Source organism: Sulfitobacter litoralis, from assembly GCF_900103185.1.
GTDB lineage: Bacteria > Pseudomonadota > Alphaproteobacteria > Rhodobacterales > Rhodobacteraceae > Sulfitobacter > Sulfitobacter litoralis.
The window spans coordinates 1-13,694 of the sequence record NZ_FNJD01000009.1; the positions used below are offsets into that span (position 1 = coordinate 1).

General features: G+C 55.0%; 13 protein-coding genes, 1 pseudogene and 1 other annotated feature. Of the genes and pseudogenes, 8 read left to right on the top strand and 6 right to left on the bottom strand.

What is annotated here, in order from left to right; all coding sequences use genetic code 11:
- The 3 genes from BLQ98_RS08765 to BLQ98_RS08770 form a co-directional block, all read left to right on the top strand.
- Nucleotides 1-321 (top strand): transposase (locus BLQ98_RS08765; RefSeq protein ID WP_201723316.1); only part of this gene is annotated, 321 nt, incomplete at its 5' end.
- A 38-nt stretch (nucleotides 322-359) separates the two neighbouring features.
- On the top strand, nucleotides 360-791 hold the full coding sequence (locus BLQ98_RS18620) for a hypothetical protein (RefSeq protein WP_167354527.1): 432 nt from the start codon (nucleotides 360-362) through the stop codon (nucleotides 789-791).
- Nucleotides 788-1,474 (top strand): uracil-DNA glycosylase, encoded by a 687-nt coding sequence (locus BLQ98_RS08770; RefSeq protein ID WP_093732975.1) that lies wholly within the window; start codon nucleotides 788-790, stop codon nucleotides 1,472-1,474. The genes BLQ98_RS18620 and BLQ98_RS08770 overlap by 4 nt, the downstream gene beginning before the upstream one ends.
- Nucleotides 1,475-1,500: 26 nt before the next feature.
- On the opposite strand, the gene BLQ98_RS08775 is transcribed toward BLQ98_RS08770, so the two are convergent.
- The 4 genes from BLQ98_RS08775 to BLQ98_RS08790 form a co-directional block, all read right to left on the bottom strand.
- Nucleotides 1,501-2,004 carry a toll/interleukin-1 receptor domain-containing protein gene (locus BLQ98_RS08775; RefSeq protein ID WP_093732976.1) on the bottom strand — a complete coding sequence of 168 codons (504 nt, stop codon included), beginning with the start codon at nucleotides 2,002-2,004 and terminating at the stop codon, nucleotides 1,501-1,503.
- 40 nt (nucleotides 2,005-2,044) lie between these two features.
- The gene (locus BLQ98_RS08780; protein WP_093732977.1) at nucleotides 2,045-2,869 is read right to left on the bottom strand and encodes a hypothetical protein; all 825 of its coding nucleotides are present in this window, start codon (nucleotides 2,867-2,869) and stop codon (nucleotides 2,045-2,047) included.
- The gene (locus BLQ98_RS08785; protein WP_093732978.1) at nucleotides 2,866-4,056 is read right to left on the bottom strand and encodes a toll/interleukin-1 receptor domain-containing protein; all 1,191 of its coding nucleotides are present in this window, start codon (nucleotides 4,054-4,056) and stop codon (nucleotides 2,866-2,868) included. Before BLQ98_RS08785 ends, BLQ98_RS08780 begins: the two co-directional genes overlap by 4 nt.
- Nucleotides 4,057-4,391: 335 nt before the next feature.
- Nucleotides 4,392-4,940: a hypothetical protein gene (locus BLQ98_RS08790; protein ID WP_093732979.1), complete on the bottom strand. Its 549-nt coding sequence runs from the start codon at nucleotides 4,938-4,940 to the stop codon at nucleotides 4,392-4,394.
- A 1,594-nt stretch (nucleotides 4,941-6,534) separates the two neighbouring features.
- Between BLQ98_RS08790 and BLQ98_RS08795 the strand changes: the two are divergent.
- Together BLQ98_RS08795 and BLQ98_RS08800 are read left to right on the top strand one after the other, a co-directional pair.
- Nucleotides 6,535-7,853, top strand: a pseudogene (locus BLQ98_RS08795) (IS3 family transposase).
- Nucleotides 6,822-6,938: a sequence feature (AL1L pseudoknot), on the top strand. It overlaps the preceding pseudogene by 117 nt.
- Before the next feature lie 647 nt (nucleotides 7,854-8,500).
- Entirely contained in the window at nucleotides 8,501-9,040 is a 540-nt protein-coding gene (locus BLQ98_RS08800; RefSeq protein WP_208596035.1) for an acyltransferase, read from the top strand.
- A gap of 76 nt (nucleotides 9,041-9,116) precedes the next feature.
- On the opposite strand, the gene BLQ98_RS08805 is transcribed toward BLQ98_RS08800, so the two are convergent.
- The gene (locus BLQ98_RS08805) at nucleotides 9,117-9,560 is read right to left on the bottom strand and encodes a winged helix-turn-helix transcriptional regulator (protein WP_093732980.1); all 444 of its coding nucleotides are present in this window, start codon (nucleotides 9,558-9,560) and stop codon (nucleotides 9,117-9,119) included.
- Nucleotides 9,561-9,750: 190 nt separating this feature from the next.
- Between BLQ98_RS08805 and BLQ98_RS08810 the strand changes: the two genes are divergently transcribed.
- Nucleotides 9,751-11,157 (top strand): MATE family efflux transporter, encoded by a 1,407-nt coding sequence (locus BLQ98_RS08810; RefSeq protein WP_093732981.1) that lies wholly within the window; start codon nucleotides 9,751-9,753, stop codon nucleotides 11,155-11,157.
- 77 nt (nucleotides 11,158-11,234) lie between these two features.
- Here BLQ98_RS08810 and rsgA read toward each other — a convergent pair whose 3' ends face one another.
- Nucleotides 11,235-12,281, bottom strand: a complete 1,047-nt coding sequence (gene rsgA, locus BLQ98_RS08815) for a ribosome small subunit-dependent GTPase A (RefSeq protein WP_093733103.1) — start codon at nucleotides 12,279-12,281, stop codon at nucleotides 11,235-11,237.
- A 180-nt stretch (nucleotides 12,282-12,461) separates the two neighbouring features.
- Between rsgA and BLQ98_RS08820 the strand changes: the two genes are divergently transcribed.
- Nucleotides 12,462-12,791, top strand: a complete 330-nt coding sequence (locus BLQ98_RS08820; protein WP_093732982.1) for an arsenate reductase family protein — start codon at nucleotides 12,462-12,464, stop codon at nucleotides 12,789-12,791.
- A 216-nt stretch (nucleotides 12,792-13,007) separates the two neighbouring features.
- Nucleotides 13,008-13,646: a DUF998 domain-containing protein gene (locus BLQ98_RS08825; protein ID WP_093732983.1), complete on the top strand. Its 639-nt coding sequence runs from the start codon at nucleotides 13,008-13,010 to the stop codon at nucleotides 13,644-13,646.
- The last annotated feature ends 48 nt before the right edge of the window (nucleotides 13,647-13,694 follow it).

Genomic DNA, 13,694 nt, shown 5'->3' on the forward strand with positions numbered 1-13,694 from the left:
GAGGAAAGTGATCTGGCCAAGCGCTATCCGGCCATCGCACCGAGCTGGCGCAGAGCCTGGAACGAGGTGATCCCGTTTCTCGACTACCCGCCCGAAGTGCGCCGACTTATTTACACGACGAATGCCATAGAAGCTTTGAACTCGAAAATCCGGCGTGCGGTGCGAACCCGCGGCCACTTCCCGAGCGATGAAGCGGCGGCGAAGTTGATCTACTTGGCCCTCAATGCTACTTCCGTCGAGTGGAAGCGATCTGTGCGTGAATGGCACCGCGTTAAAAGCCAACTCGCCATTATGTTCGAAGAACGCTTTCCCATGGCTTAACTAAAGGCGCCAGGGCACAAAATTACGCACACTCCCCGCTGACCGACAATCGTCAAGAGGCTGACGACTACAGGTACCATGATGTATTTCATCTCGCCTTCGCTGGAATACTCGGGTGGTCACCCACCCTTCGTGCGCTGCTCCGCATAAAGCGCAAAAGCGATCCCGCGATCGACGAGAACGAGGATGGCGCCCGAGCAAACATTATTGAAGAGGGTATTTCGACATGGATCTTCAACCACGGCTTACGCCATGGCGCGTTCCAGAACGTTAAATCTCTGGACTACGCGCTGTTGAAGGCTGTTCGCGAGCTCGTAACAGGATATGAGGTCGCGCAGCGCCCACTTTGGCAGTGGGAGCATGCTATTCTCGAAGGCTTCCGAATATTTCGCGAATTGCGCGAGCATAGGAACGGCATCGTGACGATAGACTTGAACCAGCGCGAGATAACCTTTGAGAGGACCACATGACAGAGCGATCCGAACTTGTTGATGACTTCGTGGCCTTGGTCGCTGACCTTAGATTCGACAACGCCTTTAACCCCTATATCGACACATGCGTTGACTTCGATATGCCAGACGCAGCCGCAATTAGGCGAAGCAATCTGACTAAGGCCTTGGATGCAGCGCTCACAACAGGAGTCGAAAGTGTTTGGGTTGCGCGTGACCTCGGATATCGCGGAGGTCGGAGGACGGGCTTGGCGCTCACCGACGAAGCGCATCTGAACGCTCACGCAGCCCTATTGGGGGCAGAGGACCTCAGACGTTCAACTCGGGGGCCAGCCGTTGCGGAGCGCACCGCTACAGTAATCTGGCGGATGCTGATGCAAATCGGAAAGCCGGTTTTCCTATGGAACGTGTTCCCGCTGCACCCTCACGAGCCCGGGCACCCGATGACCAATAGATCCCATACCCGCGCAGAACGGCAGGCGTGCCGACACATCATGGTCACGCTGTTAGATTTGCTGGCTCCCAAAGCGGTTTTGGCCATTGGCCGAGACGCCGAAGCCGCGATGGCAGATCTCGACATCGTGGCAAAGCAAGTGCGTCACCCCAGCTACGGTGGCCAGCCGGAATTTATCGATGGTGTGTCAGCGCACTACGGCTTGCCAAAGCGCGAGCCTAAGCACGAGACATTACCTCTTTTCGGATAAGCCCAACAAACAGGCCCTCCCGAGGGTCATGATCTCAGCCACTTGGATAACTCAGTGGCTGTATTTTCCCTCTCGTCGAGCACCATCCATACAGGTTTTTCTTTGCCTTCGAGGTCCCCCCAGACGATGCGATCGTAAAGTCCCAAGTATTCCCAACTGCTCCATGTAACGTCGGTCTGTGATTCGACCGTTGGCAAAACCGCCACTTTGCCGAGACCCTTGCCTTGATCCGCGATTCCCAGCTCCCACGGCACCCATCGGCTGTCCTTGCTGTTCTTCGAGGCGAGGAGGATGAACTTCCGAGACTGCTGAATTCGCTTCTTCAGCCCGATGGCGGTGTTCTTGCTGGTGTAAGGCGGCAATGCCGGATCTTTTTTGTCTATATAGACGTGGGCCCCATGGCCGGTCAGTAAACGAACCGCGCCGATTACAAGCTCTTGGTCCTTGCTCGAGTGAGAAAGAAAGGTAGCCTCTTCTGGGCTTCGATCCTCCGCGGTCTTCCTGACAGAAGCCTGCTCGCTTTCGTTCAGGTTGGCGGCAAATCCAAGGAGATCGCTGCGCGTAGCCTACTCAATCATAGCGAGCTCGTTGACTTAGCCTCAGCATCCCTCGAAGTATCAGCGCAACGGCTTGATCAACATGAACTGTCCGCGCCAAGGTTCGAATTTCGTCGAACTCCAAGCCGTTGGCCAGGTCGTTTACGCCCCATGATGAAAACTGATTGCGGCCGAGCCAATTGATTGAATTTTTGACATCAGGCATCAGGCCCATATCCGACGCGATGTCGCGAGCACAGCCGCCGAACCCACCGAGCAAGTAAAGTGGCTGCTGAGCTTTTAGGGCAAACTCGGCCTCTTCGGCGATGCCGGGCATGCGGCCCTTGAACTGCGTCACTCGACCCCCAAGGGCGATCCTTGCGAAGGTCGCTTCGGTCTGCGCGTGTCGCATGGCGGTCAGGCTTGATGACCAATCCTCATCCGAGAAGGCAGTAGGGCTTAGGCCGATATCCGCGTCCTGAGCAATAATTCTTCCTTCTCTGTCCAAACAATACAATTCGCCGATCCCCTCGAGGCCCTCACGTAGGTCTGAAAGATAAGTGCTGGATTTCATCGAATGGACCGGCCACGGAAGGTAATTCGCGATCGCTGGCCTCACATCGCCAACATCTGCATCTCGGCGATGTCGCGTCACCAATTCAAACAGAAGTTTCGTGTAGCCGTTGTCGCGAAGATCTCCCCCGTAAATGAGACGTGCTCCCATCGCGAGCATGTGACGGGAAATTTCCGTCATCGCGTCACGAAGATGCTCCTCGGCAAGGCCGAGGACCGCCAAGTCATCGCTTTCCGAGATCGAGATCGCGATAGCCATTTGGCTGAGCGGTTCGCGGTAACTCATGTTTGGACTCCCGACTGGGCAATCCATTCAGTGATGCTGCGCAGCTTGACCAAGGGCGCGATGATCTCGAATAGGCGCTGCTCTTCTGACCCGATCGGCGGATCGGGGTAAACAAGTGTAACTTCCGACTGAGCGTCACAATTAAGGCCGGCAAGAGATATCAGTTCCGGAGGCCTCGGCAGGAATACTGCTTCTTCAATGCCATCCCGCCGTACTGTCTCTAAACGGCAGCGCCATAGGAAGTCCTTCAGTACTTCGTCCAACAGTCTGCCAACGATATTGTCGATACGATCCATTAGGTTGGGTTCCATGCGGACCAACGGCACATTGCCCATATACGGAAAGCCGCGCTCGTCCGCGTCCTGGATACAGTTGGCAACAACAAGGGGAACGTTGTATCGCTTCGCCTCGATTATCTCTCGGCGGCACCACTCCCTTGAGGAAAAGCTGTCTGTGTGGATTGCTACGACTGCGCTGACGCGGACCTGCGCCAGCAGGACACGGTCAAACCGCGTGCCGGTGGGAATGTCTTTCACGTCGAAGAAACTGCCAAGTCCTTGGGCGTCATACAGCGCTTCGCGCACCGCCTTGGCGATGCGCTCACCGTCCCCATCATGCTTAGAGTGGCTGAGAAATATCTGCACCTTTTGCAGGTACCCAAGCAGCTCTTCGTCTTCCGTCAACGGTCGGCGGAGGCATTCTAAGTAGGAGCGGAGCATCCGGCTGAACTGATACGTCAGATCTGTGGTCAGTTTTTGCAATTTTATCTGTGGGTCCTGAATGTCACTCCAGCGATCCCAACGAACAGCCTGTTCAGAAACTCCAGATTTGGTAAGCGATGCGTCCATGGCGACCGGAAAAACCATCGACCGCATTCCGCAGTTCTCGCTCGATAAGCTGACAGCCTCCAGCCATTCCATGTATTCGTCGGATTTTGAGAACTCATCGTCGAACAGAACCACTACTGCGGACGTTTCACCCTCTTCAAAGTCGATGCTCAGCGGTGCGCCGGTGGCAGGGTCGGAGGCGTAGCGATAGATGACGCTTAGGCCCGCACCCCCTGCAATGTTGCCGAAGTGCTCACGTCGATAATGGTCAAACAAATGTTTCGCAATTTCTTTTCCACGTTGGAAAGCAGGATGCCAGGCTATGTAAACGACCAAAAAAGGGCGGGTTTGGAGCGGCATTCAACTATTCTCACGTGTTTTGGCATTTACGGGGATGCAAGCCGTCCTTCATGGACGGTTTCGAAGAAATAGCAGCCTCGATAGGCTTTTTTCTAATCAACACAAATTAACCCGAATAGTCAAAGGTTGGCGTCAGAAACCATAACGACATCGAACCGATCTTGCGATCATATGGAAGCTACGTGAAGCACGGCATGTTGCGTTTTGAAAGATATAGAGTCCTGTAATCGTCGACGAACCGCATGCCTACTACCTTGTCGAACGTCCGCATTAAGCATTCCCGCATTGCAGCATCTTTAACCTTTGAAGGGCGGTTCTGGGCCTTTGCCATCGTGTCAGCCGGTATCGCTTTTTCTGGCCCACCAACGATCAAGAAGTTCGTTGATGTTCAGCCCCAAACCAAAGAAATTTGGTTGCAGCATCACGACTTTGTTCGAAGCATCAAGCAAGTCGCCTGTGTCCTCGAACCTTTTCGCAAAATCATCGTTCTCGCCTCGAACAAACTGAGCAAGTGAATCAAAAAATTGATGCCAATTGCCAAAATGGTTCTCGGCGTGTTTCAACGGGACAATCAACCTAAGGCTGTCCACCTTTAGATCGTCAGGATGATCATTTGTAATGAGAAGCGCTGGCAAAATCTTAGTGAAACTGCCATCGCTATTGCCATCCCCAAGATACTTCCGTGCAACAGAGGTTGTGAACGCCTTACTATCCGTACCCATCGCTACGACTGCGTTGTCCCCGATCTCCCGCGCAATTTGCACGAAGTTACTCTGAATTACATCGTAGAGTGGATCGTGATACTGACCATTCACCACAAAGATGTAGAAATTGATGTTGTCGTCAACCGGCAGGTTGCTCAATTGATTTAGGACGTATCCCATTCTGTCTCCACCCAAACTGTTGCTTCAGTAACATGACACGTTGAAGCGAGCCTGTTCAAGAAAGCAGGCGCTCAATGCAGTCGGACTAAACTACGAAAATGAAGGTCCGCTTTGGAGGCTGCTAATGCAGCATCCGGAATGAACGCTGGATGTCGGCAATGAGCCGTTCGTGCGACTTTGCAAAGTACGCTATCTGCGCAAAGCTCCCGTTCGTGCAGACAGCAGCGAAAGTCTGGTTCCCGCCCCTTCTGCAGATATGTGGCGCCTCTACTGGCCCCAAACGCCTGGAAAAATCGACGCCTTAGCCTAAGTCGAACAATCTTTTCAGATCGATATGATTGGAGCGCGTCGCACTCATAATAACGCCCAATCGCCCCCGAAGGTAGAGAACTCTCATTTCGAAAAACACATCATCAGCACTTCGTAGATGGGCCCTCGGGCAATACCTACGTCTGCATGTCACCTTGATCGGCAGCCATTGTTCAAGAAGGCGAAACCACAACGTGATCAGCTTTTCATCATATAATCAAATACTATGAGTACCTCTTTTCGCCGCATGGCTTGTAGGAATGGCGTTGGAAAGCGGGGTGTTCTTCACCCCAATAGACCGTAACTTGAATTCTTTCTTTGCCTATCATCTTATTCTGGCGGAGTTGATGGGTTCACCCCTGCTGTACGCCAATTCGGGAATTGGTTCCTGTCGAGACAATCAACTAAAGGTTGCTTTCTCGTCTCACCTCAGGGAACCGGTTGCGAAAACCACAAACTTGAATGACCCCAAATAGCCAGCGATGTATCAGGCAACCAATTCATATTTCCTCGACATTTACGCAATTGATATGATGTAGAATGACAAGGAAATCTGCCACCTGGAGGTTTCTTCTTGCCACTGACGAATAACTCTAATATATTGATATTAAATGATATTTCAACTATCTTTGATACTTTCTTCCACTATACGGTGCCACTATCCTACTTCGCGGACCATACCAACTTACCACAGTAGTCTGGAGGCGGTTGGTTCTGCATTTCAGCACTGTAACCGTGATGATCTATGCCGCGAAGGCTCCCAGTCGCACTGAATAGTGCAAGCACCAAGCGGGTACCGTCGCACAGGTCAACATCGACCTGGACTCTGCCACGATGCACAGGGACGATCGCAAATTGGTGGGCCGAAGTCGTGGTAAGTTCACCCCGGACATTCATGGAGGGTTACGTTCGCAGACTGCCAATAAGTCTGCTCACGAGTGCCGGTCGTTTGATATTGAGGTAGTTGAGGACGCGGGCGGCTGGCATCTCAACGCTTTTGTCGATGAAAAGCCGGAAAAAGTGTACCGGGGGACGTGAGCCATTAAGTCCAGCAAGACGCTTACCTATCATAAAATCGGTAAACTGCGTAGGATAAGCGCCGCCCTAATCAAGCAGACGTCATCTTTGGAATCACGCACGCCAATATGTCGAAGTGCCCGCCCGTAATGTTATAGATTGCCGATAGCTGGCGTGAGGTATTGCGCCGAGGGACCCGCCGCCCCTTATTCTGAAAGTGAACCGCCCCGGGTTTACCGGAGAGTAAAACTCTCCAAGGATGACCCTTATGACACAACGCAAACATACCCCGTCTTACACGACTGAGTTCCGCGCGCGCGGCGTTCGGCTTTTCAATGAACAACGCTCGGAATATCGCAGTGAAAACGCTGCTTATCAGGCAATTGCACCCAAGCTGGGCTGTGCGCCAGATAGTCTACGGGGGTGGTGCCGTCAGTCTGATCGCGATGCTGGTGCCCATAACGGTCCCACCGGCGAGGAGAAGGCCCGGATCAAAGAGCTTGAGCGTGAGGTTCGGGAATTGCGCCAAGCAAATGAGATACTGAAGAAGGCTTCCGCGTATTGTGCTCAGGCGGAACTCGACCGCCCGTTCAGGAAATGATTTCATTCATTGAAGATTACCGCACAGACTTTGGTGTCGGGTCGATCTGCAAGATTTTGCGGATCGCACCATCGTCCTACTATACAAATTTGGCGATCAGACGAGACCCCCGGCTCGCCTCAAACAGGGCGCGCCAAGATGTAACGGACAGCGTGGAAATCCGGCGCGTTCACGATGAAAGTCGCGGCCGTTATGAAGCCAGAAAGGTCTGGCACCAGCTGCGCCGTGAGAGCAAGGACATCGCCCGATGCACTGTCGAACGCTTGATGAAAGTTATGGGATTACAGGGCCCCTCTCGGCAGAATTGCGGTGCAATTCGCCTGCCGGGCAATGGTTGTTCGCGGCAAGCCAGTCATCACGACGAACCCCGATGCCTCTCAGCCGTGTCCAGACGATAAAGTGAACCGCGAATTCAAAGCACAATCCCCAAACCAGCTCTGGGTCAGTGATTTCACTTATGTTTCCACATGGCAAGGCATGGTTTACGTCGCATTTGTTGTCGACGTCTTCTCTCGAAGGATCGTCGGTTGGCGGGTCTCAACATTGATGACAACAGCCTTTGTGCTCCCCTTTCGGCAGATTGCTTTGCAATCGCCTACCGGGCAATGGATGCCTTGAACCAGGCGATGTGTCAGCGCAGCCCTGAAAAAGGCGGCGGGTTGATACATCATTCCGACCGCGGATCTCAATATTTATCCATTAAATACACTGAGAGACTGGCGGACGCTGGGATCGATCCATCTGTCGGAACCGTGGGAGATTCCTACGATAATGCCCTCGCTGAAAGCATCATTGGCCTGTTCAAAACTGAGGTTACAAAGTTGCTCGGCCCATGGAAATCAATGGGCCAGCTTGAATGGGAAACGCTGAAATGGGTCGATTGGTACAACACCAAGCGCCTGCACAGCGCCATCGGATATGTCACGCCGCATGAAGCAGAGGAGATGTTCTATGCAACGTTGAACCCAAATGAAAAAGCAGCCTAACATTCGAACCAAACGCTCTCCGGAAAACACGTGGCGGTTCAAATAGCAGGTCAAGAACGAGGTCCTTGCACAAAGTCACGAACGGTGGCACCGTCAGTGACACACTGCCAGAGTCGGTCTGGAATCGGGGGTTTTGTCCTTTGATTTCAACGTGGTTTTTCGAATGCTTCCGCCCCTACCGTCGGAGCCATAGAAAGCCCTCAAGTCCTAGACTTGAGGGCTTTTTTGGTGGTGAAAATTGTTTTCCTCGGTTTTTCCATGCCATAGGCTCAACAATTCTGTCTGGGACCTATGACCTGCCCTAGGCGTCGCTGTTCAGAGCCAAGCGCAGCGGCTCATGAGCTTTGCGTCATCGTGGTCTCCTACATGACAGCCTTAGCAGACCTTACCTTCAGTCTGCGGGGATTCTGTCTATATGCATACTAGGCGAGTGCGTGAACAGCCATGATCTCACCACCCCCGCTCCCACATGCATCAAGTCACCCCGCCGGTGTTTGGAAACGCCCGATATCGCGGGTTCATATTGACCGTCGCTGTGACACGTACAATATCATACCACCGCGATATATGACCTGGATAGTCTGGTGAATATTGCATGCACCCCGTACGAATAATTGAACTAACTTTGTAAAAGGGTTTTTTCGACAATGAAGATAAGAACACGCGAGTTTCGCGCCGCTTGGCGCAGATTGATCGGTCGCGGAAAAGTAAGCATTGGCGCAGACCCGAGAATTGCGCGTGGTGTACGTTTCCACTTCAAGGGCGGCGGCACGATAACGCTCGGGGCGCGATGCACAGTTCAAACTGGCACGATACTTGCTCCGACGGGTGGTTCTATTGAATTGGGCGACGACTGTAGCCTGAACCCCTATTCTATTCTCTATGGCCAAGGTGGGCTGAAAATAGGCAACGGCGTCCGGATCGCTGCGCATACCGTTATTGTCCCCTCAAACCACGGTTTTGGCGATCTGTCCCAGCCGATTTTCAAACAGAAATCCACCCATCAGGGTATCGTGATAGAGGATGATGTCTGGATTGGTGCCAACTGCACGATACTTGATGGTGTTCGTATCGCAAAGGGATGCATCATTGGTGCGGGCTCCGTCGTTAGCAAGTCGACCGAACCCTTCGGGATCTATGCGGGAGTACCCGCGCGCCTTATCAAAAAGCGCGTAACGACAGCTTAGTCTGCAAAACGAACCTTGGCTTCCGGCTTTAATGTCGATCCTGATTGCAGGCACGCCATGCAGGACGTTTAGATGCTTATTCAGCCACCACAGCTTTAACGTCCCGGTGACTGATATTCTTACCGGTGTTCGCGTCAACAAGGACGGGCGCGATGGGATCGCCTGTCTCGCGTGACAAGAGCTTGACCGAAGGCTCGCCCTCGGGCGGGACGTGCGCATTTGCCCAATCGATCAAACTCACAAGCATGGGGTAAAGCGCTTTGCCCCGTTCTGTCAGTCGATATTCATATCGCTGCGGACGCTGTTGGTAGAGCTCCCGGCGCAGCACGCCAGCCGTTTCAAGTTTGCGCAAGCGGTCACTGAGAACATGGCGGGTGATCCCAAGTCTCTCTTGCATCTGCTCGAACCTGCGGACGCCTAGGAAGCAGTCGCGCAGCACCAGCATGGTCCAACGGTCGCCGACGACAGACAGACCGCGGGCGACGGGGCAGGCTTCTTTGTGAAGTTCGTTCCATTTCATCTCTACACCGTAGCAGGGATTGACAGGTTCCGAAAGAGAACTTACCCATAGTTAGTTCCATAAAAGAACTTAGTTCGTGGCTAAGCGATCAGGTGGATGATTGTTCGACAAGGGCGATTATGACCGTATAGGCCCCAGGAACGTTCCGAACTTCATTGGTGCTCCGGACGTGCCAGAAAGACAGAAGACTATGATCCCGCGCACGACACCTACAGCAGCCGCAACTCTCGCTGATGCAGGGGCTACCGCACGCGCTTCGCGCACGCGCCTCATGCTCGAAGCACCGATAGCACCCACTTTGGGAAAGCTCGCGGCACCCAACGTGCTCGCGATGTTTGTGCAGGCCGCGCAGAGCATCGCTGAGGCTTATTTCGCCAGCCTCCTTGGCGTCACTGCGTTGGCAGGGCTGGCATTGGTGTTCCCACTGGTGATGCTCACACAGATGCTTTCGGCCGGGGCGATTGGCGGGGCCATCTCCGCTGCCACCGCGCGCGCTCTCGGAGCGTCGGACGTGGACCGGGCAGCAACCCTCACCCTCGCCGCCTGGATCATTGCGATAAGTTTCGCCGCTCTTATGGCGGTACTGGTCGCATTATTTGGCACGCAATTCTTCATACTGCTGGGCGGAGGCGACGAAACAGTCTCCGCCGCGACGACCTATGCGCTGGTCTTTTTCCCTGGCTGCGCGGCGATATGGCTTTGTAATGCGTCGCTCAGCGTGATCCGCGGCACCGGCAACATGCAAATGCCTGCGCTGCTGTTGCTGATGATATCGGTCATCTCCATCCCCCTTTCGGGTGGCTTTGCCTTGGGATGGGGGCCGCTGCCTGCCCTTGGCATGGCCGGACTGCCGCTTGGCGTGATAGTGGCGTTCTCGGCAGGCGCGTTTGTCGCCATCGGCTATATCATCTTGGGTCGAACGGGTCTGTCCTTTCGCGGCGCAGTAAGGCGGATCAATCTCAGCATCTTTGGCGACATATTGAGCGTCGGTGCGCTGGCGGCTGTTAATACGGTACTGACGACCGTCACCATTATCATGATGACGGGGCTGGTCGGCCGCTATGGCGAGGGTGCGCTGGCAGGTTACGGCCTTGGCGCGCGGCTTGAGTTTCTGATGATCCCGGTTATTTTCGGCATTGGTGCCGCGATGACCGCCATGGTCGGAGCCAACATCGGGGCCGGCCGCACCGACCGCGCCCTACGCGTGGCCTGGACCGGCTCTCTGGCCGCTGCGGGTATTGTGGGCAGTATCGGCCTGCTGCTGGCGGTCTTTCCGGACCTCTGGCTGGGGATGTTCCTTGACCCCTCCAATACCGTGGCACTTGAAGCCGGGCGCAGCTACTTCCGCCTCGTCGCACCGTTTTACGCATTCTTCGGATTGGGTCTGGCGCTGTATTTCGCGTCACAAGGCGCGGGCCGCATGGTTTGGCCGGTGATCAGCAGCCTAAGCCGCATGGGTATTGCATTGGTCGGCGCCCTGCTTCTGACGACCTACGCAGGCATGGGAGTTGAAGGGATATTCGCGGCAATAGGCTGCGCCATGCTGGCTTACGGGCTGATCATCACGCTCGCCATACGGCACAGTGGCTGGAGATAGGGGAAGCCCTGACAGCGCCTGTAACGGGAAGATAAGCCAAGGGCCGGAAAGGCTAAGCGCGGTGCTGGACCCATCGGTCAGCGACGTCTGCCTGGCGCCCTTAAAATCTTGTTCCCACGAGGACCCGACGGGGTGACGGTATTGGTCAGGTTTTCCTCCGTCAGCTTACGCCATCGGTCAAGGCGATCTGGGTCGATCGTCCCGCTGGCGGCCGCAGTTTGCACCGCACACCCCGGTTCATGCGCATGGGTGCAATCGCGAAAGCGACACTGGCTGGCGAGCTCGACAATCTCTGCGAACAGCGTGTTTAGCCCGTCCGCGACATCACTGACATGCAGCGTTCGCATCCCGGGCGTATCGATCACCCAGCCGCCACCCGCAATCGCATGGAGCGAGCGTGACGTGGTTGTGTGACGCCCCTTCGCGTCGTCCGCGCGAATGTCGCCTGTTGGCTGGGCGTCCTCGGATGACTTATTCGACAGCGTATTCAGCAAGGTCGACTTTCCAACCCCCGACGATCCGACAAGGGCGACGGTCTGACCCGGGCCGCACCACCGCGCCAAAATCAATGCCGCATCCGGTGTTTTAGCATTCAGTGTGACGACATCTAGCCCGGCTTGAAGCGCTTGCGCCTGCTGGACGTAGGGTGCGGGATCAGGCGTCTGGTCAATCTTGGTCAGGACAATCACTGGAACCGCCCCTGCCTCGTTGGCCAGCGCCAGATACCGCTCAAGTCGTGCCGGATTAAAGTCGTCATTGCAGGAGGTGACGATCAAAAGCGTGTCAACGTTTGCTGCAATAAGCTGCGCTTGGCGGCGGCCTTCGGCTTGGCGCTGTAACTGCATCCGCCTTTCAAGCCGCCGGACCAGCATGCGGTCTTCGCGGGCCACAAGAACCCAGTCCCCTACGGCGAAGTCCGTCGTGTTCGTCCGCGCCGAGAGCTTTAGCCGCACAGGACCAAGTTCCGACATCGCAGTGACCCGATCGCGGTGAACGGTCGCGATGCGCATGGGGGCAAGATCGGCTTCGTCAGGCCCCACTTGTGCGTCGTAAAACGCCGACCAGCCAAGAGCGTCCAATGAAACTGCGTCCTGATCGGATGGCTGATCTGATGAATATGTCATGGCGATCTGAATGGCGGTGAAACCGCCTTGTTGCAAGCTTTCCTTAGGGCTGGCGAAACACTACCGCGTGGCAGATCCGGTCGACAGCACATCTCACCCAATGCACAGACACGATCGGATGGTTGCGCTGAACGCGTCGATGCACGAGGTTGCGGAACCGCATGCATAGGAGACTACAAGATGATGATCTACGGCTTACAGACCTGCGCTACCTGCCAAAAGGCCCGCAAAGCATTGGAGGCCAATGGAATTACTGTCACTTTCCGTGATGTTCGGGCAGATCCGCTAAGCGAGGCAGAATTGTCGGAGCTGATCGCAGAGTTCGGAGATCGGCTGGTCGACCAAAAATCGAACGACTACCGCGCGCTCAATAACTGGCTGAAGAATTCCGAAGCAGAGGCACAGATCGCGGCACAGCCCAAGGTCATGGCGCGTCCAGTCATTCGTGACGGGGACACGTTCTTTCTAGGGTGGGACCAGACTGTTCAGGACGCCTTACTTGGGGACTGATGCTCCCGATTGGAACGAACAGTAGGCCAATCCAGTTGGTCTGCTGAAGGCTGCACGATCGGCCCAACTTAAGACGGCATCATGGCGGTCTGATGGGCTAAAGTCGGATCGGCCCTTTCCTGCGGATTGCCCTATTCACAATTACGCAATCATACCGCCGCCAACCCAAATGACAGCCTTAGACAAGCAGCGATCCAAACATCGAAGGAGCCGACAATGAGCAACGAGGGTGTCCCCCCCGCCCACCAGGACCAACCGCAGTTAATGATCCTTTTAGGCTGGTTCGTAATCTTCGGCTGTGCGGCGCTTGCGCTCTCAATCCTAATCGCGGATTTCGTTGTGCCTGATCACGATTGGATCGCCGACACGATCAGCGATCTGGGTGCGGGGCGCTTTGAATTCATCGTCGGCATTGGGCTTTATACCTATTCGGCGGCGGTGCTGTCAGCCGCCTTACTTGCGGCACATGTGCATATGGGCGACCGCGGGTGGAGCATCGGCATCCTTGCGTTGCTCGTCTTTGGCTTAACCGTTTTTCTGATCGGTGCGCGCAATGAATATGGTGATGCCGACAGTGACGGCTGGGTTATTCACAAATATCTCGTCTATGCTCTTGGCGCGGCGGTTGCGACGATTGCTTTCGCGATGGCCAAAGGCCTGAGACGTGCGGACGACCGGTACTCCTATGCGCTGCAAGGGTTTGGCGCGCTTTGGGTTGTCGGCGCGCCGGTATTCTTCTTTCTACCGAACGATATTGATGGTCTTTATGAAAGAGGTCTGGGGGTCCTTGCGAGCGGGATCTTGATCACCTTGGCGATCTTTTTCATTCGCCGCGGGCACGCATTGGGCCGCTAGATCAGATCGCTTTGCGGTCCAACGCTGGAACATGGAAAAACGGGCGGG

Coding starts and splice junctions, on each gene's coding strand:
- BLQ98_RS08805 (WP_093732980.1), bottom strand. CDS start 9,560: ATGAAATGGAACGAACTTCACAAAGAAGCCTGCCCCGTCGCCCGCGGT.
- BLQ98_RS08790 (WP_093732979.1), bottom strand. CDS start 4,940: ATGGGATACGTCCTAAATCAATTGAGCAACCTGCCGGTTGACGACAAC.
- BLQ98_RS08785 (WP_093732978.1), bottom strand. CDS start 4,056: ATGCCGCTCCAAACCCGCCCTTTTTTGGTCGTTTACATAGCCTGGCAT.
- BLQ98_RS08770 (WP_093732975.1), top strand. CDS start 788: ATGACAGAGCGATCCGAACTTGTTGATGACTTCGTGGCCTTGGTCGCT.
- BLQ98_RS08810 (WP_093732981.1), top strand. CDS start 9,751: ATGATCCCGCGCACGACACCTACAGCAGCCGCAACTCTCGCTGATGCA.
- BLQ98_RS08780 (WP_093732977.1), bottom strand. CDS start 2,869: ATGAGTTACCGCGAACCGCTCAGCCAAATGGCTATCGCGATCTCGATC.
- BLQ98_RS08800 (WP_208596035.1), top strand. CDS start 8,501: ATGAAGATAAGAACACGCGAGTTTCGCGCCGCTTGGCGCAGATTGATC.
- BLQ98_RS08825 (WP_093732983.1), top strand. CDS start 13,008: ATGAGCAACGAGGGTGTCCCCCCCGCCCACCAGGACCAACCGCAGTTA.
- BLQ98_RS08820 (WP_093732982.1), top strand. CDS start 12,462: ATGATGATCTACGGCTTACAGACCTGCGCTACCTGCCAAAAGGCCCGC.
- rsgA (WP_093733103.1), bottom strand. CDS start 12,281: ATGACATATTCATCAGATCAGCCATCCGATCAGGACGCAGTTTCATTG.